Origin of the sequence: Pseudarthrobacter siccitolerans (assembly GCF_001046895.1) — a bacterium.
In the GTDB taxonomy this organism is placed as follows: Bacteria; Actinomycetota; Actinomycetes; order Actinomycetales; family Micrococcaceae; genus Arthrobacter; species Arthrobacter siccitolerans.
On sequence record NZ_CAQI01000053.1, the window covers coordinates 486,536 to 510,278 of the forward strand.

At 66.1% G+C, this 23,743-nt stretch carries 20 protein-coding genes; 14 read left to right on the forward strand and 6 right to left on the reverse strand.

Annotated elements, in window-relative coordinates:
• Positions 1-70 precede the first annotated feature (70 nt).
• A complete protein-coding gene (locus ARTSIC4J27_RS19385) occupies positions 71-1,279 on the reverse strand; it encodes a helix-turn-helix transcriptional regulator (protein ID WP_235436788.1) in 1,209 nt (402 codons plus the stop codon).
• Positions 1,280-1,468: 189 nt separating this feature from the next.
• Here ARTSIC4J27_RS19385 and hxlB point away from each other — a divergent pair, with 189 nt between their 5' ends.
• Together hxlB and hxlA are read left to right on the forward strand one after the other, a co-directional pair.
• Positions 1,469-2,077 (forward strand): 6-phospho-3-hexuloisomerase, encoded by a 609-nt coding sequence (gene hxlB / locus ARTSIC4J27_RS19390; protein ID WP_050056804.1) that lies wholly within the window; start codon positions 1,469-1,471, stop codon positions 2,075-2,077.
• A 52-nt stretch (positions 2,078-2,129) separates the two neighbouring features.
• Positions 2,130-2,753 (forward strand): 3-hexulose-6-phosphate synthase, encoded by a 624-nt coding sequence (gene hxlA / locus ARTSIC4J27_RS19395; protein WP_050056805.1) that lies wholly within the window; start codon positions 2,130-2,132, stop codon positions 2,751-2,753.
• Between the two features lie 174 nt (positions 2,754-2,927).
• On the opposite strand, the gene ARTSIC4J27_RS19400 is transcribed toward hxlA, so the two are convergent.
• Both ARTSIC4J27_RS19400 and ARTSIC4J27_RS19405 read right to left on the reverse strand, forming a co-directional pair.
• Positions 2,928-4,142 carry an MFS transporter gene (locus tag ARTSIC4J27_RS19400; RefSeq protein WP_050056806.1) on the reverse strand — a complete coding sequence of 405 codons (1,215 nt, stop codon included), beginning with the start codon at positions 4,140-4,142 and terminating at the stop codon, positions 2,928-2,930.
• 129 nt (positions 4,143-4,271) lie between these two features.
• Entirely contained in the window at positions 4,272-4,943 is a 672-nt protein-coding gene (locus tag ARTSIC4J27_RS19405) for a GntR family transcriptional regulator (protein WP_050056807.1), read from the reverse strand.
• 156 nt (positions 4,944-5,099) lie between these two features.
• Here ARTSIC4J27_RS19405 and glyA point away from each other — a divergent pair, with 156 nt between their 5' ends.
• Genes glyA through purU form a run of 7 tightly spaced genes read left to right on the forward strand, consistent with a single transcriptional unit; the run spans position 5,100 to position 13,961 of the window.
• Positions 5,100-6,440 (forward strand): serine hydroxymethyltransferase, encoded by a 1,341-nt coding sequence (glyA, locus tag ARTSIC4J27_RS19410; RefSeq protein ID WP_050056808.1) that lies wholly within the window; start codon positions 5,100-5,102, stop codon positions 6,438-6,440.
• A complete protein-coding gene (locus tag ARTSIC4J27_RS19415; protein ID WP_050056809.1) occupies positions 6,437-7,657 on the forward strand; it encodes a sarcosine oxidase subunit beta family protein in 1,221 nt (406 codons plus the stop codon). The genes glyA and ARTSIC4J27_RS19415 overlap by 4 nt, the downstream gene beginning before the upstream one ends.
• A 31-nt stretch (positions 7,658-7,688) precedes the next feature.
• Positions 7,689-8,102, forward strand: a complete 414-nt coding sequence (locus ARTSIC4J27_RS19420; protein ID WP_050056810.1) for a sarcosine oxidase subunit delta — start codon at positions 7,689-7,691, stop codon at positions 8,100-8,102.
• Positions 8,099-11,056, forward strand: coding sequence for a sarcosine oxidase subunit alpha family protein (locus ARTSIC4J27_RS19425; protein ID WP_050056811.1), 2,958 nt, complete (start codon positions 8,099-8,101; stop codon positions 11,054-11,056). The genes ARTSIC4J27_RS19420 and ARTSIC4J27_RS19425 overlap by 4 nt, the downstream gene beginning before the upstream one ends.
• Positions 11,049-11,687, forward strand: coding sequence for a sarcosine oxidase subunit gamma (locus tag ARTSIC4J27_RS19430; RefSeq protein ID WP_050056812.1), 639 nt, complete (start codon positions 11,049-11,051; stop codon positions 11,685-11,687). The genes ARTSIC4J27_RS19425 and ARTSIC4J27_RS19430 overlap by 8 nt, the downstream gene beginning before the upstream one ends.
• Entirely contained in the window at positions 11,688-13,061 is a 1,374-nt protein-coding gene (locus tag ARTSIC4J27_RS19435) for an L-serine ammonia-lyase (protein WP_050056813.1), read from the forward strand.
• Between the two features lie 3 nt (positions 13,062-13,064).
• Positions 13,065-13,961, forward strand: coding sequence for a formyltetrahydrofolate deformylase (gene purU, locus ARTSIC4J27_RS19440; RefSeq protein WP_050056814.1), 897 nt, complete (start codon positions 13,065-13,067; stop codon positions 13,959-13,961).
• Between the two features lie 144 nt (positions 13,962-14,105).
• Here purU and ARTSIC4J27_RS19445 read toward each other — a convergent pair whose 3' ends face one another.
• Together ARTSIC4J27_RS19445 and ARTSIC4J27_RS19450 are read right to left on the reverse strand one after the other, a co-directional pair.
• Positions 14,106-15,065 (reverse strand): DUF559 domain-containing protein, encoded by a 960-nt coding sequence (locus ARTSIC4J27_RS19445; RefSeq protein WP_050056815.1) that lies wholly within the window; start codon positions 15,063-15,065, stop codon positions 14,106-14,108.
• A gap of 169 nt (positions 15,066-15,234) precedes the next feature.
• Complete coding sequence (locus ARTSIC4J27_RS19450) at positions 15,235-16,785, reverse strand: PucR family transcriptional regulator (protein ID WP_050056816.1); 1,551 nt, start codon at positions 16,783-16,785, stop codon at positions 15,235-15,237.
• A gap of 109 nt (positions 16,786-16,894) precedes the next feature.
• Here ARTSIC4J27_RS19450 and ARTSIC4J27_RS19455 point away from each other — a divergent pair, with 109 nt between their 5' ends.
• Entirely contained in the window at positions 16,895-18,412 is a 1,518-nt protein-coding gene (locus ARTSIC4J27_RS19455; RefSeq protein WP_050056817.1) for a purine-cytosine permease family protein, read from the forward strand.
• A gap of 34 nt (positions 18,413-18,446) precedes the next feature.
• Positions 18,447-19,421 carry a polysaccharide deacetylase family protein gene (locus ARTSIC4J27_RS19460; protein WP_050056818.1) on the forward strand — a complete coding sequence of 325 codons (975 nt, stop codon included), beginning with the start codon at positions 18,447-18,449 and terminating at the stop codon, positions 19,419-19,421.
• Positions 19,422-19,540: 119 nt separating this feature from the next.
• On the opposite strand, the gene ARTSIC4J27_RS19465 is transcribed toward ARTSIC4J27_RS19460, so the two are convergent.
• Positions 19,541-20,254: a TetR/AcrR family transcriptional regulator gene (locus ARTSIC4J27_RS19465; RefSeq protein WP_050056819.1), complete on the reverse strand. Its 714-nt coding sequence runs from the start codon at positions 20,252-20,254 to the stop codon at positions 19,541-19,543.
• 159 nt (positions 20,255-20,413) lie between these two features.
• Here ARTSIC4J27_RS19465 and ARTSIC4J27_RS19470 point away from each other — a divergent pair, with 159 nt between their 5' ends.
• From ARTSIC4J27_RS19470 to ARTSIC4J27_RS19480, 3 genes are all read left to right on the forward strand, one after another.
• Positions 20,414-21,103 (forward strand): DUF2306 domain-containing protein, encoded by a 690-nt coding sequence (locus ARTSIC4J27_RS19470; protein WP_050056820.1) that lies wholly within the window; start codon positions 20,414-20,416, stop codon positions 21,101-21,103.
• Between the two features lie 175 nt (positions 21,104-21,278).
• Positions 21,279-22,463, forward strand: coding sequence for an ABC transporter substrate-binding protein (locus tag ARTSIC4J27_RS19475; protein ID WP_050056821.1), 1,185 nt, complete (start codon positions 21,279-21,281; stop codon positions 22,461-22,463).
• 255 nt (positions 22,464-22,718) lie between these two features.
• Positions 22,719-23,738: a VOC family protein gene (locus tag ARTSIC4J27_RS19480; RefSeq protein ID WP_050056822.1), complete on the forward strand. Its 1,020-nt coding sequence runs from the start codon at positions 22,719-22,721 to the stop codon at positions 23,736-23,738.
• The last annotated feature ends 5 nt before the right edge of the window (positions 23,739-23,743 follow it).

Genomic DNA, 23,743 nt, shown 5'->3' on the forward strand with positions numbered 1-23,743 from the left:
CCATGGGGTTGGTTCCACATTTCGATCCTAGACCGGGAGCTGTGACGGAGCTGACATTGCGTTAAGCGCGTTAACGCAGGCCGTTGCTGTGCGCGAGAGCCATGGCTTCCGTCCGCGAGGAGGCGCCAATCTTCCGGTAGAGGTTGCGGAGGTGGAACTTCACGGTGTTTTCGCTGATGTGAAGTTTTGCGGCGATGCCGCGGTTCCGTTGCCCTGCGGCGAGCAGCTGCAGCACCTCAAGTTCCCGCTCCCCCAGGTTCCAGTCGGCTGCCTCTGCCAGCGGACGGGCCGGCGGATCCAGCGGGAGCGCGACGGCGACGTCGGCACCCCAGCCGGGCATCACGTCCACGGCCATGCTGCCGTTGAGGGCCTCGACGCGCTGGACGAGGCGCGCCATGGCCGGCGCCGATGCGGACAATTCGCCGGGACCGTCGTCCCGCACGTTGATGAGCAGGTTCACGCCGTCGCAATCCCACTGCGTCCGGACCCGGCGGACGCCTTCCTGGTCCACCATCGCCAGCACCAGTCCCCGCACAATGGCCCGCGCCGCGTGCGCAACCTCGCCCGGAAGCGCCCTGCCGTTGACCGGCGGTTCGATGAACTGCAGGTCGATCCCGCTGAAGTTCACCAGCGGGCGGAGGTCGTCGCGGAGGCGCTGGAACGCGGAGGCTACAGGCTCTTCGACGAGGTCAGTGGTCCGGTCGCTGAACGTGCGCAGGCCCACGAGGGCTTTTGCTGCCACGTCCGTTGCGGCAGCACGGGCGGCAGCGTCTGCCAGCGCGGGGGACCTGAGCGCCGCAAGCAGGGTCTCGAGGGTGGTGGAGTGCTGGTCCACCAGTTCGGCCGTCACCCGCAGGCGCTCCGCCGAAGCGGCGCGGGATTCGATGAGGTACGACGGCGGCGCATCAGCCACCTTTTCCCGGATCCGTTCAGCCGCCAACCGCCACAGGTAGTTGAGCAGCCACTGCGGGTCCGGCCCGGCGCCCGGAAGCGGCTGCGGGTCGGAGAGGACCAGCAGCGCATTGCTGGGGGACGAGACAGCAAGGACCTGTCGCGTGCCGCCGCCGAAGGTGGCTTCACCGCGCCACCACCCGGCGCCACCGTCGGCAAGGAGTGTGGCCCGGATGGCGTCAAGCTCGGCGATCGAGACCCTGCTGATGATCGCCTCGGCACCGGACTTCTTCTGCGGGCGGCCGGTGCAGTCCTCGGTGAAAATCACCAATGCAGTCGATTGCCAGCAGGGACTGATGGCTTCCCGCAGCCGGTGGGCAATCTCCATCAGCGGAGCACCAGACAGGGCGGCGACGGCTTCAAGCAAGGCGAGGTTGGGGCGTTCCACCTGCCCAGTGTACGGGCCCTGGGCGGAACCACCTACCCTTTTGGGCAGTGCAGACTGTCCGATCATGGCGTTGGACCCACCCGCAGGACGGGCGAGCATTGAAGGGTCACAACGTCCAAGGAGGTACGCATGAGCGCTATCGCAGCAACAGACCCGGCCCATACAGCCCTGACCGGCACGTCCCGCGCGTTTGACCGGAACCGCGCCCTGGTCCTGGATGAGATCAGCACCGTCTTCCAGCGGGTAGATCCCGAAGAGGTGGCCGCCCTGGTGACGGAGCTGAGGCTGGCCGCCAGGATCTTCGTGACCGGCGCCGGCCGCAGCGGGCTGGTCCTGAAAATGGCGGCAATGCGGCTGATGCACCTCGGACTGACCGTCCACGTGGTGGGCGAGACCACATCACCTGCCATCCGCGCCGGCGACCTCCTGCTCGCCGCATCCGGTTCCGGCACCACCGCCGGCGTGGTCAAAGCGGCGGAAACCGCCGTCGCCCAGGGTGCCCGCGTGGCCGCCTACACCACCAGCAAAGGCTCCCCGCTCGCCGACGCCGCGGCCGCCGTCGTCCTGATTCCTGCGGCGCAGAAGACGGACCACGGCTCGGCAGTGACCCGGCAGTACTCCGGGAGCCTCTTCGAGCAGGTGCTGTTCGCCACCACCGAGTCCGTATTCCAGAGCCTGTGGGACGAAGAGGCCACCGCCCCGGAGGACCTCTGGCAGCGCCACGCGAACCTCGAATAAGCATCCCCTACCAAGCCTCCGCAACAAACCCTCAACCCGAAAGAGATAGAACATGAAACTGCAAGTCGCCATGGATGTCCTCACTGTCGAAGCCGCCCTTGAGCTCGCCGGCAAAGTCGCCGAATACGTGGACATCATTGAACTGGGCACGCCGCTGGTGAAAAACGCCGGGCTGTCCGCCGTCACCGCCGTCAAGACCGCCCACCCGGACAAGATTGTTTTCGCCGACATGAAGACCATGGACGCCGGCGAACTGGAGGCCGAGATCGCCTTCGCCGCCGGCGCGGACCTGGTTTCCGTCCTGGGCAGCGCCGACGACTCCACCATTGCCGGGGCTGTGAAGGCGGCCAAGGCCCACAACAAGGGCATCGTGGTGGACCTGATTGGCGTTGCGGACAAGGTCACCCGGGCCAAGGAAGCCCGTGCGCTCGGAGCCAAGTTCATCGAATTCCACGCCGGCCTGGATGAGCAGGCGAAGCCCGGCTACAACCTGAATGTCCTGCTGAGCGCCGGCGAAGAGGCCCGCGTCCCGTTCTCCGTGGCCGGTGGCGTGAACCTTTCCACTATCGAAGCGGTGCAGCGTGCAGGTGCTGACGTGGCCGTCGTCGGCGGGTCCATCTACAGCGCCGACGACCCCGCCGTGGCTGCCAAGGAACTGAAGGCCGCGATCATCTGATCCTGCTGCGAGAGCTCTCGAAACCTGAGCTTATATAAATTACGACGGCGGCCCTCACCTTCGTGGTGCGGGCCGCCGTTTCGGCGGGCCGGCTATATGGGCCTTTACGACGGCCTGCCTGAACGGGGACTGTCCATCCCCCGCTTGGATAGATACGACGACGGGGGCGCGGCGTCATGTCGAGGCGCTGATCACCCGGTTCCGCCCCGCGAGCAGACCCGTCATGGCGAGAACCGCCATGATCCCCGCGGTGACCAGGAGCGGAAGTGTCCAGTCTCCGCTCAGGTCGCGAAGCCCGCCGAACATCACGGGCCCAACGGCAGCGAGGCCATAACCAACGGACTGGGCCATGCCGGACAACGATGCCGCCTGCGGATGGTTCACGGTCCGGAGGCTGAACAGCGACAGGGCAATGACGATGAGGCTTCCGCATCCGATTGCTCCCAAAACAACCCACATCAGAATAAGGTCCGGCGCGGTCGCCAGGCCCAGGAACGTCACAACCATCACCGCTCCGCTGGCGAAGGAAACAAGCCGCTGGTCTGAACCGCGGTGAAGAATTCCGCCTGCCCCGAGGCTTGCGAAAACGCTGACGAGCAGGAAAAGAGCCAGATGGATACCGGCGGTAGCGGCCGGGACCCCGCGGCTTTGTTCGATGGTTGGCAACCAGGCCATCAGGACGTAGAAGGCGATCGACTGAAGTCCCATAAAGATGGTCACCTGCCAGCCCAAGGCTGATGCCCACGGCGACCGGTAGGAGACCGCCGGCTTGGCGGCGTTCACAGTGCCGGAGCTGTGCCGGCGGAGCCATGGCAGGAGCACCGCCATGGCGATGAGGGCAAGTCCCGCCCATATACCAAGGGCAAGCCGCCACCCCGCGGGGGACGTTTGCGCCACGGGAACGACGACGGCGGCCCCCATGGCGGCGACCGCGGCCTGGGTGGCGGTGTAGCTCCCCGTCAGTTGACTGACCCTCAGGGGAAAGTCGCGCTTGACGAGGGAGGGCAGGAGCACATTGAGGAACGCGATGGCCAGACCGATCAATGCCGTGCCCGCCCAGACCAGGCCGGGCACAGGCAGGGAGCGGAGCACGATGCCCGAGGCCAGGATCAGCAGGGACATCCACAGCGCACGGTCGAGGCCCAGGCGGGAAGCGAAGGCGGGCGCCACGGGTGAGAAGACAGCGAAAGCAATGAGGGGAAGCCCCGTCAGGAACCCTGCCGCAGCACTCGTCAGGCCAAGATCGCTGCTGATGTTGGCGAGCACCGGCCCCACGGTAACAAAGGACACCCGAAGATTGACGGCGATGAGCAAAACGCCGATGAAGGCGAAGCCGAACCTGATGGTGTGGTCCTGGGCGTTCCAAGTGGCAGCGGGCCTGGCGCGCATTCCATCCTTTCAAGGGCGGGAGAGCGTCCCGGTTCGGCGTTGGGTGAGAGAGCGTTCCGGTTGATTCGACGTTAAGTGAGAGAGCGTCCCGGTTTATTCGACGTTAAGTGAGAGAGCGTCCCGGGCGGGCTAGAGAATCTTCCGGATGGTTTCCTCGAAGCTGGTGACGTGGTGCAAGGCCAGCTCCCCTGCCTTGTCCGCGTCACCGGCGGCGACCGCCTTGAGCAGGTCCACGTGCTCGGTGATGTGGCCGGTCACCGAAGGGACCTTGTCCAGCACCACGCACCAGATCCGCGTGGCCAGGTTGTCATAGCGGATCAGTGTGTCTTCCAGGTGCGGATTGGCCGCGGCCTTGTAGATCAGCCGGTGCACCATCAGGTCGTAGCGCATCAGGTCGCGTGATTCGCCGGCGCCGGGATCGATGCTTGCGATGGCATCGGCCACCTGCAGCAGTTCCCGGCGCATGCTTTCGCTGGCCCTGTCCGCCGCGCGGCGCGCCGCGAGGGGCTCCAGCAGCTCCCGGATCTCGGACACGTCGGCCAGCTCCGTAAAGTCCACATTGGTGGCGAAAGTCCCGCGGCGGGGATACGAAATCACCAGATGGTCCACCTCGAGCCGCTTGATCGCCTCGCGCACGGGAGTACGGCCAAAGCCGAGCTCGGTGGCCAGCTGGCCGTCATTGATGGGCTCGCCGGGACGGATTTCCAGCATGATCAGCTTGTCGCGCAGCTGCCGGTAGGCGGCCTCCGCCTGCGACGGCGCTTCCTCCTCCGCCGGCGTCAGGGCAAGAAGTGCATTCAAAGGGCTGCTCCGTTCTTAGATACCCGCCGGAATCCGAAACTCGTAGCTTTCAGCCGCTTTCGGTCCAGCTATTGACTCTGCTGTGATCTCAATCATACCATTAACCTCACACTGATATATCAGTCATTGAACAAGTGGTATTTCAAAGGAGCATCCGTGGTTGAGCAGTTGAACGAGCGACTTTCCGCAGTCGATCCCGAAGTCCAGCAGGCCATTGCGCAGGAGCTGGTGCGCCAGCAGTCCACGCTGGAAATGATCGCCTCCGAGAATTTCGCCCCGTCCGCCGTGATGGAGGCTCAGGGTTCGGTCCTCACCAACAAGTACGCTGAGGGTTACCCGGGCAAGCGTTACTACGGCGGCTGCGAGCACGTGGATGTTGTTGAGCAGCTGGCCATCGACCGGGTCAAGGCCCTGTTCGGCGCAGAATTCGCCAACGTCCAGCCGCACTCCGGCGCCCAGGCCAACGCTGCCGCCATGTTCGCCCTGCTGAACCCGGGCGACACCATCATGGGCCTGAGCCTGGCCCATGGCGGCCACCTGACGCACGGCATGAAGATCAACTTCTCCGGCAAGCTCTACAACGTGGTCCCGTACCACGTGAGCGAATCCGACCTCCGCATCGATATGGCCGAGGTGGAGGCGCTGGCCCTGGAGCACCGACCCAAGCTGATCGTTGCCGGCTGGTCCGCCTACTCCCGCCAGCTGGACTTCGCCGAGTTCCGCCGCATCGCCGACCTCGTTGGCGCCTACCTCATGGTGGACATGGCGCACTTCGCCGGCCTGGTTGCGGCCGGCCTGCACCCCAACCCGGTTCCCTACGCAGACGTTGTCACCACCACCACGCACAAAACCCTGGGCGGCCCCCGCGGCGGCGTCATCCTTGCCAAGGAGCAGTACGGCAAGAAAATCAACAGCGCCGTGTTCCCCGGCCAGCAGGGCGGTCCGCTGGAGCACGTGATCGCCGCCAAGGCCGTGGCCTTCAAGCTCGCAGCCTCCCCCGAATTCAAGGAGCGCCAGGAGCGCGTCCTGCAGGGATCCAAGCTTCTCGCCGAACGGCTCCTCCGCAACGACGTTGCCGCAGCAGGAATCTCCGTAGTCAACGGCGGCACCGACGTCCACCTGGTCCTCGTAGACCTCCGCAACTCCGAGCTGGACGGACAGCAGGCCGAAGACGCCCTGCACCGCATCGGCATCACCGTGAACCGCAATGCGGTCCCGTTCGACCCCCGCCCGCCGATGGTCTCCTCGGGCCTAAGGATCGGGACCCCCGCGCTGGCCACCCGCGGCTTCGGCGCCACCGAGTTCGCTGAAGTTGCGGACATCATCGCGACGGCGCTCATCGCCGCTGCAGGCAACGGCACCATTGGTGACGCAACCGTCGTCGAACTCCGCGCACGCGTCACGGCCCTTGCCGAACAGTTCCCCCTGTACCCCCACCTCAGCGAAGGCTCCGACGTTGCCGCCTTCGAAGCAGATTTGATTGGAGCCACCAAGTGAGCACCCACCAGCTCCCCGAGCACCCGGACTTCCTCTGGCGCAACCCCGAGCCCAAGTCCTCCTACGACGCCGTGATCGTGGGCGGCGGCGGGCACGGCCTGGCCACCGCCTACTTCCTGGCGAAGAACCACGGGATGACCAACATCGCCGTCCTGGAAAAGGGCTGGCTGGCCGGCGGCAACATGGCCCGGAACACCACCATCATCCGCTCCAACTACCTCTGGGACGAGAGCGCGGCCATCTACGAGCACGCCCTCAAGCTCTGGGAAATCCTGCCCGAGGAACTCGAATACGACTTCCTCTTCAGCCAGCGCGGCGTCATGAACCTCGCCCACACCCTGGGCGACGTCCGCGAAAGCATGCGCCGCGTCGGCGCCAACAAGCTCAACGGCGTGGACGCCGAGTGGCTTGACCCGCAGCAGGTCAAGGAACTCTGCCCCATCCTGAACATCAGCGACAACATCCGCTACCCCGTGATGGGTGCCACCTACCAGCCCCGTGCCGGCATCGCCAAGCACGACCACGTGGCCTGGGCCTTCGCCCGCAAGTGCGACGAGATGGGCGTGGACATCATCCAGAACTGCGAAGTCACCGGCTTCGTCAAGGACGGCAACCGCGTGGTGGGCGTCAAGACCAACCGCGGCACCATCAACACCGAGAAGGTGGGCCTCGCCGCTGCCGGCCACAGCTCGGTGCTGGCCGAAATGGCAGGCTTCCGGCTCCCCATCCAGTCGCACCCGCTGCAGGCGCTGGTGTCCGAACTGCACGAACCGGTCCACCCCACGGTGGTCATGTCCAACCACGTGCACGTCTACGTTTCCCAGGCCCACAAGGGCGAACTGGTGATGGGCGCCGGCGTCGACTCCTACAACGGCTACGGCCAGCGCGGCTCGTTCCACGTCATCGAGCACCAGATGGCTGCCGCCGTCGAGCTCTTCCCCATCTTCGCCCGGGCCCACGTGCTCCGGACCTGGGGCGGCATCGTGGACACCACGCTGGACGCCTCTCCGATCGTGGGCAACACCCCGGTGGAAAACATGTTCGTGAACTGCGGCTGGGGCACCGGCGGCTTCAAGGCCACCCCCGCCGCCGGCATGACTTTCGCCCACAACATCGCCACCGGCGAACCGCACAGGCTGAACAAGCCGTTCGCACTGGAGCGCTTCGAGACCGGCGCCCTGATCGACGAACACGGCGCTGCCGCCGTCGCCCACTAGCCGCCCGACGCACTTTAGAAAGAAGACGCACATGCTGCTCATCTCCTGCCCCAACTGCGGCTCCCGCGACGAGACCGAGTTCCACTACGGCGGCCAGGCCCACGTGGCTTACCCGGAAAGCCCGAACGAACTGACCGACCGCGAATGGGCCGAGTACCTGTTCTACCGGGACAACACCAAGGGCGCCTTCGCCGAGCGCTGGCTGCACAGCACCGGCTGCCGCCAGTGGTTCAACATGCTCCGCGACACCGTCACCTACGAGATCCAGGCGATCTACCCGATGGGCTCCCCCCGGCCGGACGCCGCGGGCAAGGTGACCGCCGAAACCGGCACTGCCAGCACTGCCGCTGACAGCACCACTACCGGAAGCGCGGCACCCGGCATTGCTGCCACCAGCACTTCCCCTACATCCAGCACCACCGCCCCGGAAGGAGCAACCAAGTGACTTCCCAGAACGCCCGCCTCGCCGCCGGCGGACGCATCGACCGCACCATCTCCTGGCGCTTCACGGTGGACGGCGAAGAGTTCACCGGACACCCGGGAGATACGCTCGCTTCCGCCCTGCTGGCCAACGGCCGCGTCGCCGCCGGCAACTCGCTCTATGAGGACCGCCCCCGCGGCATCATGTCCGCCGGGGTGGAGGAAGCCAACGCGCTGGTCAAGGTGCAGCCCCGCTTCCCCGGCCACGTGGCCGAGTCCATGCTCCCCGCCACCACCGTCACCCTGGTGGACGGTCTCAAGGCGGAATACCTCAACGGCCTGGGCAAGCTGGACCCGGCCGATGACCGCGCCGAATACGACAAGAAGTATGTCCACACGGACGTCCTGGTGATCGGCGGCGGCCCCGCCGGCCTGGCAGCAGCCCGCGAGGCTGTCCGCAGCGGCGCCCGTGTGATGCTGCTGGACGACCAGCCTGAACTGGGCGGCTCCCTCCTCTCCGGCTCCACCGCACCCGAGCTCGCAGAGACTATTGAAGGCAAGCCGGCCCTGGAATGGGTGGCAGACGTCGAGGCCGAGCTCGTCTCCGGCTCCGAGTCCACGGTGCTGAACCGCACCACGGCCTTCGGCGCCTACGACGCCAACTACGTGATCGCCGTCCAGAACCGGACCGACCACCTGTCCTCCCCCGCCGCTTCCGGGGTATCCCGCCAGCGTATTTGGCACATCCGTGCCAACCAGGTGGTCCTGGCCCCCGGCGCCCACGAACGCCCGCTGGTGTTCGAGAACAACGACCGCCCCGGCATCATGCTGGCCTCCGCCGTCCGCAGCTACCTGAACCGCTTCGCGGTGGCAGCCGGCCAGCGTGTGGTCATCAGCACCACCAATGACAGCGCCTACGCCCTGGCAGCAGACCTGCGCGCCGCCGGCGTCAAGATCGCTGCCGTGGTGGACGCCCGTCCGCAGCTGACCGACGTGGCGGCAGCCGCCGTCGAGGCCGGCACTCGCGTGCTGATCGGCAGCGCGGTGGCCAACACCTCCGGAGATTCTGACGGCCGCCTGGACGGCGTCACCGTCCGCAGCATCAACGACGACGGCGAACTCACCTCGGGCATCGAAAAGATCGCCTGCGACCTGCTGGCTGTCTCCGGCGGCTGGAGCCCGCTGGTCCACCTGCACTCACAGCGGCAGGGCAAGCTACGCTGGGACGAGGACTTGGCCGCCTTTGTGCCAAGCACCGTAGTCCCCAACCAGCAGACCATCGGCTCCGGCCGCGGCTCCTTCGACACGGCAGACTGCCTGGCTGAGGGCATCTCCGCCGGCATTTCCGCCGCCATCGCTGCCGGCTTCAGCCCGGAAAATTCAGACGCAGTCGTCGAACCTTCCCCGCTGGGTGAGCCGAGGGCCTCCGCCCCCACCCGCCAGCTGTGGCTGGTTCCGGGCGAGCAGGGCACCCCGGACGACTGGCACCACCACTTCGTGGACTTCCAGCGCGACCAGTCCGTGGCTGACGTACTGCGTTCCACCGGCGCCGGCATGCGGTCCGTGGAGCACATCAAGCGGTACACCTCCATCAGCACCGCCAACGACCAGGGCAAGACCTCCGGCGTCAACGCGATCGGCGTCATCGCCGCCGCGCTGCGCACCGCCGGCGAAGCCTCCCGCGGCATCGGCGACATCGGCACCACCACCTACCGGGCACCCTTCACCCCGGTGGCGTTCGCGGCACTGGCCGGACGCCAGCGCGGCGAGCTGTTCGACCCCGCCCGCGTCACCTCCATCCACCCGTGGCACGTCGCCAAGGGCGCCCTGTTCGAGGACGTGGGGCAGTGGAAGCGGCCCTGGTACTACCCGCAGGCCGGCGAGGACATGGACGCCGCCGTGCTCCGCGAGTGCGCCGCCGTCCGCGAATCCGTGGGCTTTATGGACGCCACCACCCTGGGCAAGATCGAAATCCGGGGCAAGGACGCCGGCGAGTTCCTGAACCGGGTGTACACCAACGCGTTCAAGAAGCTCGCCCCGGGCTCCGCCCGCTACGGCGTGATGTGCACCCCCGACGGCATGATCTTCGACGACGGCGTGACCCTGCGCCTCGACGAGGAAACCTACTTCATGACCACCACCACCGGCGGCGCTGCCAAGGTGCTGGACTGGCTGGAGGAATGGCTGCAGACCGAGTGGCCGGAACTGGATGTGCACTGCACGTCGGTGACGGAGCAGTGGAGCACCATCGCCGTCGTCGGACCCAAATCCCGTGAGGTCCTGGCCAAGGTGGCACCGGAAATGGCCGCGAACGGCGGGCTGGACGCCGAAGCTTTCCCGTTCATGACCTTCCGCGAAACCACCCTCGCCTCCGGCGTCCGCGCCCGGGTCTGCCGCATCTCCTTCTCCGGTGAACTCGCCTACGAGATCAACGTGCCGTCCTGGTATGGGCTCAACACGTGGGAAGCCGTGGCAGCCGCCGGCGCAGAGTTCAACATCACCCCCTACGGCACGGAAACCATGCACGTGCTCCGCGCCGAAAAGGGCTACCCGATCGTTGGCCAGGACACGGACGGCACCGTCACCCCGCAGGATGCAGGGATGGAATGGATTGTCTCCAAGGCCAAGGACTTCATCGGCAAGCGGTCTTACGCCCGTGTTGACGGTCAGCGTGAGGACCGCAAGCACCTGGTGAGCGTCCTGCCGGTGGACGGCGGCTTCAGGCTCCCCGAAGGCACCCAGCTCGTGGAGAAGGGCCGTTCCACCAACCCCGCCTACGGGCCGGTTCCGATGGAAGGCTTCGTCACCTCCAGCTACCACAGCGCAGCACTGGGCAGGTCATTCGGCCTGGCCCTGATCAAGAACGGCCGCAACCGGATCGGCGAAACCCTCGTGGCAGCCGCCGGCGACCAGCTGGTGGACGTTGTTGTCGCAGAAACCGTACTTTTTGACCCCGAAGGAGCCCGCAAAGATGGCTGAAACAGCAGCACCCGCAAACTCCGCCCAGAAGAACCTCTCCCTGCGCGTCAGCCCGGCCGCCCCGCTCGGCGAAGCTTTTGAGTCCGGCTCCGTCCAGGGCGTGGTGGAACTGCGCGAGGTCTCCTTCCTGACCATGGTGGGCCTCCGGGTTGACCGGAACAGCCACGCCGGACAGCGCATAGCCGCCGTCACCGGCGGACTGCCCGCAGCGTGCGGCAGCGTCAGCGGCACCGGCGATACCTCCGTCCTGTGGCTCGGGCCCGAAGAATTCCTGGTGGTGGCACCGACGGAAGCCCACGAGTCCCTCGGCGGCGACCTGATCCAGGCGCTGCGCGAAGCCCTGGCCGACGGCGCAGGCCAGGTGGTGGATCTCTCCGCCAACCGCACCACCTTCGAACTCACCGGACCGCGGGCCCGTGCAGTCCTGGAGAAGGGCTGCTCCCTGGACCTGCACCCCCGCGTCCTGTCGGCCGGAACGGCGCTGTCCACCGAAATCGGCAACATCCCCGTGGTGCTGTGGAAGACCGGCGGGGAGTCCTTCCGGATCTTCCCCCGCGCCTCGTTCGCCGATTTCCTGGGCCGCTGGCTCCTGGACGCAATGCGGGAGTACGCCTCCCCCGAGGTCCCTTAAATGGCGCTCAGCGTCCTGGACCTGTTCTCCGTTGGCATCGGGCCCTCGTCGTCACACACGGTGGGCCCGATGCGGGCAGCGAAGCTGTTCGCCGACGGGCTCAAGGGCGAAGGACACCTGAGCTCCACCACGCGGGTCCAGGCCGAGCTGTTCGGCTCGCTCGGTGCCACCGGGCGGGGCCACGGCTCGGACAAGGCCGTGGTCCTCGGTTTCAAGGGCCTGGACCCCGAAACCGTGGACACCACCACCGCCGATGACCAGGTGGCTGCCGCCGCGCTCGACGCCGAACTGTGGATCGGCGGCGACCACCGGGTGGACTTCAACTGGGACGAGGACGTGGTGCTGCACCGCCGCAAGTCCCTCCCGGCCCATCCGAACGGGATGACCTTCCGGGCGCTGGACCACTCGGGAGCCGTGCTCACCGAACGGAGCTTCTATTCGATTGGGGGCGGCTTCGTGGTGGACGGCGATGCCGACGCCGGCGACCGGATCGTGGAAGACTCCACCGTCCTCCCCTACCCCTTCAGCACCGCCGACGAACTGTTGGAGATCTGCCGCCGTGAGGGCATGTCCATCTCGGACGTGATGCTGGCCAACGAGCTGGTGTGGCGGACCGAGGCGGAGCTGCGGGAAAAACTGCTGAAGCTGTGGGCCGTGATGCGCGAATGCGTGGACAACGGCTGCACTGCGGAAGGAATCCTTCCGGGCGGGCTCAACGTCCGCCGCCGTGCGCCGTCGTTATTCCAGACCCTGACGGCGGACACCGGGGTGACCGACCCGCTGCGGGCCATGGAATGGGTGAACCTGTTCGCGCTGGCCGTGAACGAGGAGAACGCGGCCGGCGGGCGGATCGTCACCGCGCCCACCAACGGCGCGGCGGGCATCGTCCCGGCGGTGTTGCATTACTACGTGAAGTTCGTCCCCGGCGCCAACGACGACGGCGTGGTCCGGTTCCTGCTGGCAGCGGCCGCCGTCGGAATCCTGTTCAAGATCAACGCCTCCATTTCCGGTGCCGAGGTGGGCTGCCAGGGTGAAGTGGGCTCCGCCTGCTCCATGGCCGCCGCCGGGCTCTGCGAAGTCCTGGGCGGGACGCCCGCGCAGGTGGAAAACGCCGCCGAAGTGGGCATTGAACACAACCTGGGCCTGACGTGCGATCCGGTGGGCGGGCTGGTGCAGATCCCCTGCATCGAGCGCAACGCCATCGCCAGCGTGAAAGCCATCAACGCTGCCCGCCTTGCCCTGCACGGCGACGGCAGCCACAAGGTGTCCCTCGACAAAGCCATCAAAACGATGCGCGAAACAGGAGCCGACATGAAAACCAAGTACAAGGAAACCTCCCGCGGAGGCCTTGCCGTCAACGTAATCGAGTGCTGAGCCATGACTGCAATTGAGACTGAAACCGTCCCTGCCGCTGCCCCCACCATGGTGGAGCACGTCCTGACCCTGGACTGCAGCGAGTCCCCGGGCATCGTCCACGCCGTGTCCGGGTTCCTGCTGGAGCACGGCTGCGACATTATCGACAACCAGCAGTTCGGCGAGCGCTCCGAGGGGCATTTCTTTATGCGGGTGCATTTTGCATCCGACGGCGATGCCTCCACCGCGGACACGCTGCGGGCCGCTTTTGGTCCTGTCGCCGACCGGTTCGGGATGCGCTGGAGGCTGGAGCCGCACGGCTCCAAGCGCCGCGTGCTGATCATGGTGTCCAAGTTCGGGCACTGCCTCAACGACCTGCTCTTCCGGGCACGGATTGGCGAGCTGCCGGTGGATGTGGTGGCCGTGGTCTCCAACCATACGGACCACCAGGCGCTGGTGGAATGGCACGGGATCCCGTTCTTCCACGTGCCCGTCACCGCCTCCACCAAGCCTTCGGCCGAGGCCCGGCTGTTGGAGCTTGTGGACGAGTTCGATGTGGAACTCGTGGTCCTGGCCCGGTACATGCAGGTCCTGAGCGACAACTTGACCCGGAAGCTGGACGGGAAGGCGATCAACATCCACCACTCGTTCCTGCCCAGCTTCAAGGGTGCCAAGCCGTACCACCAGGCGTACGCGCGGGGTGTGAAGACTGTTGGCGCGACGGCACACTACGTGAACAGTGAACTGGATGAGGGACCGATCATCTCCCAGCAGACCGTTGAAGTGGACCACACCTACGGGCCCGAGGACCTGGTGGCTGCCGGCCGAGACACCGAGTGCAAGGCCCTGTCCAATGCCGTGCGCTGGCACTGCGAGGGCCGGGTGATCCTGCAGGGCAACCGCACGGTGGTCCTCCGCTAACCCCCGGACGCTCTCTCACTTAACGTGGGTTTTGACCGGATGCTCTCTCACTTAACGTGGGTTTTCACGTGACGCTCTTTCACCTTGGTGAAGGAGCGTCACGGCGTTAACGCCTCGTGCGTGGATGCACGTCGGTGCTGGCGCTCAATCGCTGCCAGCAAATCCTGACGCCTGGGCGTGGTCCTGCCACGCGTTCCGGAGTGCCCGTTTTATTCGCTGCACTGCCTGGTGAAAATCATCCGCAAGATCGTCCTTATCGAAAACCAGGACGGTCCATCCGGCTGATTCAAAGGCCTTATCCCGTCTCCTGTCGCTTAACATCTGTGCGTCACCGAGGTGATGCTCGCCGTCGTACTGAAGAGCAAGGCGGCGATGACGATAGCCAAGATCGGCCGACGGCGACCGCCCGTCTCCGGCGCGCAATAGCACCTGGAGTTCGGGCTCGGGTAAGCCGGCGCTGGTGATGGCCAACCGCAGCAGTGATTCAGGAGCCGAGTCTGCGCCCACACGCATCAGATCCAATGCTTCGCGGGCACGGACGATGCCTTGGAGATTCGGGTGATGGCTGACGAGCACGCGCAGTCCCGCCAAGGTGTCATAAGGCTGCGTCCTTCCCTCGAAATCCACCCGCGGGACTCGGATCAGTTCATCCCCCATGCTCACCAGGTCATCGAGTGGCAGGACGCGCGCCAGATCGAGCCAGGTGCGTGACCTCGTGCTCAGGCGGATGCCGTCGACCAGCTCGATCTCGTCTTCACGAGCCACGACGGTGTGCCCGAATATGCCCTTTCGGCGGACCGACGGCAGGGCGCGCGGCTTGCTGAGGTGGAGCTCTGTGGAATCTGCCAGCCAAGGTGGCAGCACCTGACGCCGTAGCCGGGCCGCAGTCACGTGTGAGATCCAGGCACCGGGCGACGCAGCGGACAACGCCCTGGCGGCGCCTTCCAGGTCGAAGTCCCAGTCCGCCGGGCGGTAGAGACCCCGGCCCACGTTGACTACATCCTTGCGCCGAAGCCTGTCCAGCGTGACGCCGGAAGCCCTGGCCGAGCCGAAGGTGAAAGGAGCCTCAGCCAACGGCGGGGGCAAAAAACTTTGCTTTCGCATGCTGGCATTGTGCCTTGACACGGCAGGACGCTGCAGAAGTTATCCACAGGCCCGCCGTTGGGCTTTGGCAGGTGAGAGAGCGTCCGCCCGAAAGCAGCGTTAAGTGAGAGAGGGCTGGCCCGAAGGGCGCGTTAAGTGAGAGAGCGTCCGGGCTGGGTGGACTTCCCTGTTATTTCGACTCAAGGGCGGCGAGGCGGATGGCCAGGTGCAGGGCTGCCAGCCGGCCGGTGCCGCGGGGGTCGCCGCCGCACAGCGAGAAGATCCGCTGCAGCCGCTGGTGCATGGACTGGCGCTCCACATGGAGCTCCCGCGCCGCCTGCGCCGTGTTGCACCCCGAGTCCAGCCAAACCCGCAGCGTCTCCACCAGCTGGGAGTGCCGCTCGGCGTCGTGGGCAAGAACGGCGGCCAGCTGCTGGCTGACGAAGTCACGGCGCCGGGCCTCATCCATGGCCTGGACCGCCAGCCGTTCCACGGCGAATGCCTGAGCGTCCAGCACCTGCCCGGGTGTACTTGCCGGGGACCTGGACCGGCCGACGTCGGCAGCAAGTTCCAGCGTCAGCCGCGCCTCGGCGAGCGACCAGGGTGCGGCGGCAATCCCTGATGCCACCGGACCTACTGCACTGACGGTCCCCTCCGGCACTTCGAGTGAGTGCAGGCCGTCAAGAATCTTTTGCCGTTCGTCCTGCACGTTCCCGGAGCGGAGCACACCGAGCGCCAGCAGTTCCGCGTTGTCCGCATAGCTGGCGCCGTGCTGCCCGCCCGGATCCAAAAGGTGCTCCACATTCCGCCGGAGCTGTTTGGAAGCCGGAGAGCGCACAACTACGGCCACCACCTGGGCAGAGACTGGAATGCCGGCCGCCGGAGCAAGCTCCTGCAGCCGCCAGTTCTGCTTGCCGGAATCAATGGCCCGAATCAAGGCCGCCCCTGCCATTTCCTTCAAGCCGGGCGGCATCCGCTGCAGCAGTGCCAGGGCGAGAATGTCCACGGACCTGTTCCCGGCTATCCTCGCCAGGTTCACATCGGCGTCGCCGCGGACATACAGCGTCAACCGGGCAGACGGGATCCCGCGCACAGGAACCTCGATGTGGATGGTCTTCCCGGCCTCCCCCGCGTCCTCCCCGACGACGGGAGGTTCCGAATCATCCACGTGCCCGTTCGGCTCGGCACTCGCCAGCGTCACTCCGGCGGTGGAAGTCAGCACCACCTCAGAACCCGTAGCTGCTGCCAGGACCGCCAGGATCCGGTCAAGGCCGCTTCCGTGGGCAAGCTCCACCGCCATGGCGTGGCTGGCCTGGTCCGCCTGCTGCAGCTGCGCGGCGGACTGGCTGACCAGCTGTGAGTTGATGGCCTCCATCACCGCCACAAAAGGCACCACGCGGCGCAGCTCAATCAGCGGAAGGCCCGCTTCCTCGGCTGCCGCAATCATCGAGGAAGGAATAGAGGGCAGCACGCTTCCGGTCTCGACGGCGAGCGCCGCCACTCCGCGCTCGGCAAGGTCCCAAATGTAGCCCGTCCGGCGCTCATCCGAAGCCGACGCAAGGGCCTGGCCTCCCGTGAGCAGGAGTTCCCCGCCGCCGAGCAGGGACGCAATGTCCAAAACCTCACTCGAGTGGATCCAACGGAGCTGGGTCTGCGGGACAGCTCCAGCCGCCGCACGGACCACAGGATCGGCGGCAACAACGGTGGAATGCCGAAGCACATCTTCCAATCGGACTGGCATGACACTCCGTCATATAGAAGGGGAAAGCTCAAGACACATTGTAGATGGTGGATGTGGTCCCTGACACATAATCTTGAAGAATCCCCATCCCCTCAACGAAGAGGCTTCGATGCAACAACAATCCACAAGCCCAGGAATCGAGCAGTCCTCCCACGTGGAAGACGTCGAAGCCTGGCTCCAGCCCATCCCCGAGTCCCAGCGCACCCACAAGGTTTCAGGCCAGTTCTGGATCTGGGCCGGCGCCAACTTGGCTCCCATCAACTGGGTTCTGGGCGCCCTCGGAATCCACTTGGGGCTGGGTTTCGCGGACACCGTGACGGTCCTGGTCCTGGGAAACCTGATCGGCATGCTGCTCTTCGGCTGCTTCGTGCTGCTCGGCCAGAAGACCGGCGCCACCGGGATGGTGCTCGCCCGGGCCGCCTTCGGCCGGCGGGGCAACTATCTTCCCGCAGCCATCCAGGCGCTCCTGGTGATCGGCTGGTGCGCGGTCAACACCTGGATCATCCTGGACCTGGTCATGGCACTGTTCGGCACACTCGGCTGGGTTGATCCCACGGCCCACAACTACGCCTGGAAGATCGGTGTGGCCACGGCCATCATGGCAGCGCAGGTGGCCATCGCCTGGTTCGGCTACAAAGCCATCGCCGCCTTCGAAAAGTGGACGGTCCCGCCCACCATCATCATCCTCGCCGTGATGTCCGCCGTGGCCTGGTTCGGCATGAAGATCGACTGGGGCTACGCCGGCCCCGCAGGCAACATCCTTGAAGGGTCCGAGCGGATCGCCGCCATGAGTGCCGTGATGACTGCCATCGGCATCGGCTGGGGCATCACCTGGTTCACCTACGCCGCCGACTACTCCCGGTTCGTCAGCACCGAAGTCCCTAAGAAGAAGGTGTACCTGGCCTCCGTCCTGGGCCAGTTCATCCCCGTCGTCTGGCTCGGAGTGCTCGGCGCAAGCCTGGCCACCAACAGCGGCGAAATCGATCCCGGCAAGCTCATCGTCCAGAACTTCGGCGTCCTCGCCCTGCCGGTTCTCCTGATGGTGCTCCACGGCCCCATCGCCACCAACATCCTGAACATCTACACCTTCTCGGTGGCCACGCAGGCACTGGACATCACCATCAGCCGCCGCAAGCTCAACCTGTTCGTCGGCGTCTTCTCGCTCGCCGCCGTCGTCTTCTTTATCTTCCAGGAGGACTTCGCCGCAGTCCTGGACGCCTGGCTCATCGGTCTGGTGGCCTGGGTGGCCGCCTGGGGCGGCGTGATGCTGGTGCACTACTTCTGGATCGACAAGCGCTGGCCCGGCAATCCGGAAAGGCTGTTCGACGGCGTCGGCACGCGCAGGCTCCCCGGCATCAACTGGGCGGGGGTCACCTCCCTCCTGGTGGGCATCTTCGCCACCTGGCTGTTTATGTACGGCCTCGTTCCCGCCATGCAGGGCCCCATCGCCGTGGCCTTGGGCGGCTGGGACCTGTCCTGGCTCGCCGGCGGCCTCGCCAGTGCCACCAGCTACGCCATCCTGGGCCCGAAGATGCACCGGAAATTCATCGACGCCCCTGCCCCTGCAACCCAGGTTTCCGCCGAACTGACCGGAGCCTCCGCTCCCGGTACGCCGGCAGCGCTCTGACCTTCCCGCCCGCACCCGTAACGCTAGGACCACCATGACCCTTGAAGCATTCGCCGACTCCGCCCATCCCATCACCTGGCCTGAGGGCAAGCGCGCGGCAGCATCCTTCACGTTCGACGTCGACGCAGAATCCTGCACCATCGCCCACGATCCCAAGAGCACCCGCCGGATGTCGCTGATGACGCACCAGTCCTATGGGCCCAAGGTGGCCGTTCCGCGGCTGCTGCAGATCCTCCAGCGCCAGGACATCCGCGCCACGTTCTTTGTTCCCGGCTTCACGGCCGAGTGCTACCCGGACACCGTCCGGCGGATTGTGGACGCCGGGCACGAGGTGGCGCACCATGGCTACCTGCACGAGCCCATGCAGGGCATCGACGCCGAAACGGAGGCCCGCTACCTCGACCGCGGACTGGAGGCGCTCGCCAAAGCCGCCGGGGTGGAGCCGGTAGGGTACCGGGCGCCCTGGTGGGAACTGAACTGGCACTCGGCCGGGCTCCTGGCGGACCGCGGCTTCCTCTACGATTCGAGCCTGCTCGACGGCGACGCCCCCTACCGCTTCAGCGTCGCCCCGGGCGACTCCCGGGACATCGTGGAGATCCCCGTGGACTGGACGCTGGATGACTGGGAGCAGTACGCGTTCTACCCCGGCGTGACCGGCAGCGGCGTGATCGAAAGCCCGGCGAAGGTCTTGGAAATGTGGACCCTCGAGGCGGAGGCGCACCACGCCCAGGGCAGCTGCTTCGTCCTCACCAACCACCCCTTCATCTCCGGCCGGCCCTCCAAGGCCGTCGCCCTGGAACGGCTCATTGAACGGGTCAAGGGCATGGAAGGCATGTGGGTGGCCACCATGGAGGACATCGCCGAGCATACGCGCAGGACTGTCCAGGAGGTCCACACCCACGCGCGGATCGAGGTGCCGGCGTTCCCCGATACGGGAGCCCGGTTCACCCCGGCAGCGGTCCAGCAGGCGGCCGTTCAGCAGGAACGGCTGGCGGCTGCGGGCAGCTGAACCCAGTCATTTCAACGGTGGAGTGGTACTGCGGCCCTTGCGGTCGCGGTGCCGCTCCACCGTTTTATGCTGCCGCTGAACCCTTTTAGGGGGTCGCTGGCGGAACTTTTCACTGGCCTTTATGCCCGCGCCGACGTCCACCCCTGGGCGTGCAGCCTGTCGATTCCGTCCAGCAGCAGGTCCAGCGCGAACTCGAATTCGAACTGGTCATCGCAGCCCTGGCCTACGACGCCGGCCGGATCGTGGGCGGAAGCCATGGCGATGGTCAGGACGTTGGGATAGCGGGCGGCCATCTCCTGGAACATCGCTTGGCGGGCAGCATCGCCCGCGTCCACGGCACCCGCGTCGTCGTTGTTGGCCGGTCCGTCGAACAGTTCCTGCGTGAAGCCCCACATCCGGCTGCCAATAGCGTGCATCACGTGATGCGTCAGGTCCACCGAGAAACCGCCGTCGAGGAACATCCCGATGAAGGAGTCCATGTAGGCGAGGACACCAGGCGTTTTGTTGGTGCGCGTTTCAAGGACCTGCCGGGCCCACTGATGGCGCTGAAGCACACTCCTGGCCGAGAGGATCCTGCCTCGGACACCATCCTTCCAGCCCAGGCCCGTGGCGGGCGGATCAATCTCGGTGATGATCACATCGACCATCCCGTCGAGGAGTTCTTCCTTGTTCGCGACGTGCTTGTAGAGGGCCATCGGCACCACATCCAGCTCCTGCGCAAGCCTGCGCATGCTGAGCGGCCCGATCCCTATCCCGTCAGCGAGCGTGACGGCGGCCTGCAGCACCCGGTCGCGATTGAGGCGCACGCGCGGGACGGTGCCCTGACTGCCCATGCCATTGATCCTTCCGCTCTCCTTGCACCCCTTGACCAGTGTACGGCGTACACCTATCTTTAGCAGTAGCAGGTGTACGCCGTACACCTTTCCCCTCGAGGACGACCTGTCTGGTCCGCCCCGCAGGGCAAGCCGGTCCGCATCAAGAGGAGCAGAACAATGCACATCACGGAACAAAGCTCCCAGACGAAGTCACCGGTGGTCAGACGCCGGCCGGAATGGCTTGTTCCCGCCGGCCTGATCCTCCTCAGCCTCATACCGGTGATCGCGGGAGCGGCCCGCCTTACCGAACTGACCGGCGGTGGGGCAGTGACGGAGCGCAACGCCAGGTTCTTCGACTCCCCGGCGCCGGTGGTGGTCCACATCGTCAGTGTCACCGTGTACTCCCTGCTCGGGGCATTCCAGTTCGTGCCGTCACTTCGCGGGCGCAGGCACCGCTGGCACCGGATGGCCGGAGGCATCCTCCTGCCCGCGGGCCTGCTCGCAGCACTCTCCGGCCTGTGGATGACGGTTTTTTACACACTGCCGCCCAGCGATGGTGCGCTGCTGCTTGTCCTTCGGCTCGCTTTCGGCTCCGCCATGGCCGCCAGCCTCCTCCTGGGACTTGGCGCCGTGCTGCGCCGCGACTTCCGGCAGCACGGGGCCTGGATGACCCGCGCCTACGCCATTGGCCTTGGCGCCGGAACGCAGGCTTTGATCCTCATCGTGCCCGAACTCCTCTCCAGCCCGCCGGGCACAACCATGAGGGCCCTGCTGATGGGCGCCGCGTGGGTCATCAACCTTGCCGTCGCGGAATACTTCATCCGCAGGCGCTCCCTTCCGCCGCACCGACCCTCCCGCGGCAACTAAGCCGCGGGCCGCCGTCGTACGTCCCTTGCATGTCTTCCCAAGACGTTCCGTAACGCAGGGCTACGTCCTGTTGAGCGTTCGCGACGTTGCGTGAACGCCCGCGTCGGGACTGATTGTGGCGCTGGCGGGTGCTCCGTACTCTCATTTCAGCACCCGCCCAGCAAAGGAATTTCCCATGTCAGACCCCTCGAACAAGAGCCCGGAGAGCCACGAAGGCTCCACCCGCATCGTGGCCGGCCAGTCGGGCCGCTCCAAGCGTCCCCTCGGGAAGAAGATCGGCATCGCCGCCGTCCTCCTGGCCCTGGTGGGTGGCGGCGCGGCCGTCGCCGCCACCGTGAACAGCAGCGGCGGCGCCCCCGCTGCCGCCGGGGAAACCGCCCCTTCCGGCAACCCCGCCGCCGAACTGAAGCTCGGCTACTTCGGCAACGTCACCCATGCCCCCGCCCTGGTGGGCGTCAGCCAGGGCTACATCGCCGACGAACTCGGCGACACCAAACTGACCACCCAAGTGTTCAACGCAGGCCCGGCCGCCATCGAAGCACTGAACGCCGGCGCTATCGATGCCACCTACATCGGCCCGAACCCCGCCATCAACTCGTTCGTCAAGAGCGGTGGAGAATCGATCAACATCATCGCCGGCGCTGCGGCCGGCGGCGCGCAGCTGGTGGTCAAGCCGGAGATCAACTCCGCGGCAGACCTCAAGGGCAAAACCCTGGCCTCCCCGCAGCTCGGCGGCACGCAGGACGTGGCCCTCCGCGCCTGGCTCACCGCGCAAGGCTACAAAACCAACGTGGACGGCAGCGGCGACGTCGCCATCAACCCCACCGAAAACGCCCAGACCCTCAAGCTGTTCCAGGACGGAAAGCTCGACGGCGCGTGGCTGCCCGAGCCCTGGGCCTCCCGCCTGGTCCTGACCGCGGGCGCCAAGGTGCTGGTGGACGAAAAGGACCTCTGGGACGGCTCGCTGTCCGGCAAGCCCGGCGAGTTCCCCACCACCATCCTGATCGTGAACCAGAAGTTCGCCGCCGACCACCCGGACACCGTGAAGGCACTGCTGAAGGGCCACGTGAAGTCGGTTGAGTGGCTGAACAAGGCTGCCGACGGCGAGAAGGCCACCGTCATCAACGCAGCCCTCAAGGAAGCTGCCGGTGCGGAGCTGAAGGCGGACGTGATCGACCGGTCCCTGAAGAACATCGTGTTTACCGTTGATCCGCTCGCCGGAACCTACCAGAAGCTCCTCGAGGACGGTGTCACTGCAGGCACCACCAAGCAGGCGGACATCAACGGCATCTTCGACCTGCGTGCCCTCAACAGCGTCTCCGGCGAGAAGACCCCGGCGGCCGGGCTCGGCAAGGAGTAAACATAGCGCCACCCGGGACGCTCTCTCACTTAATGCGCCATTTTTGCCAACGCTCGCTCACTTTCCCCAGGAAAGTGAGCGGGCGTTGGCGATTTAAGCGCATTAAGTGAGAGAGCGTCCCCCCTCGCGGAAGGTATCGGTGGGACGGATAGTTGATATCGAAAAACTCGCCTTCCCCAAATATATGAAGTGCCTCACAGTAGTTACAGGACCTGCACCAAACCGACAGCAGCCAGTAACCAAAAGGACTTCAACGTGGAAACTCCCCTCTCCCATCTTGCCCACCTCGAGATCACCACTCCGGACGTCGAAGCCTCGGCACGGTTCTACGAGGAAAAGTTCGGCATGCGCATCATCGACCGCGTGGACGGCAACGTCTACCTGCGCTGCTGGGGCGATTACTACCGCTACAGCCTGGTGATCACCGAAGGCCCCGAAGCGTCCCTGGGCCGGATGGCCTGGCGCACCAACTCCCAGGCAGCCCTGGAAGCCGCAGCCCAGCGCATCGAAGCGACCGGCGTGCAGGGCACCTGGACCGCCGGCGGCCACGGCTACGGCAAGGCCTACGAATTCACCGGCCCCTACGGCCACCACATGCGCCTCTTCTACGACGTGGAAAAGTTCGTGGCCGAGCCCGGCTTCGAATCCACCTACCCGGACCGCCCGGAGCGCCGCAGCAGCCACGCCGCCGCCCCCCGCTTCCTGGACCACGTCACCGTAGCGTCCTCCGACGTCCGCGGTTTCGCCAAGTGGTACAACGAAGCCCTGGGCTTCCGCGTTATGGCGTTCGTGGACCTGGACGAAGCACCCATCACCGTGTTCTCCGTGCTGACCACCAACGAAAAGTCGCACGACCTCGGCGTTGTCCTGGACACCTCCAGCCGGGCCGGCCGGGTCAACCACATCGCCTTCTGGGTGGACGCCACCGAGGACCTGCTCCGCACCGCCGACGTCATGATGGAAAACGGCACCCCGATGGAATACGGCCCCTCCATCCACGGTGTAGGCGAGCAGAACTTCCTCTACTTCCGCGACCCCTCCGGCCTGCGCGTGGAGCTCAACTCCGGCGGCTACCGCAACTACGTCCCGGACTGGGAAGCCAGCACCTGGAAGCCCTCGCTTGGTTCCAACAACTTCTACAAGAACGGCGCCATGCCGCACTCCATGACCGAATCCTTCCCGCCGGCCGAAGGCTTCACCGCCACCGAGGAAGGTGCTTCGCCCGAGATGAAGGAAGCCCTCCTGAACCCGTACGCCAAGCAGGGCCGGGGCTAAGAAAC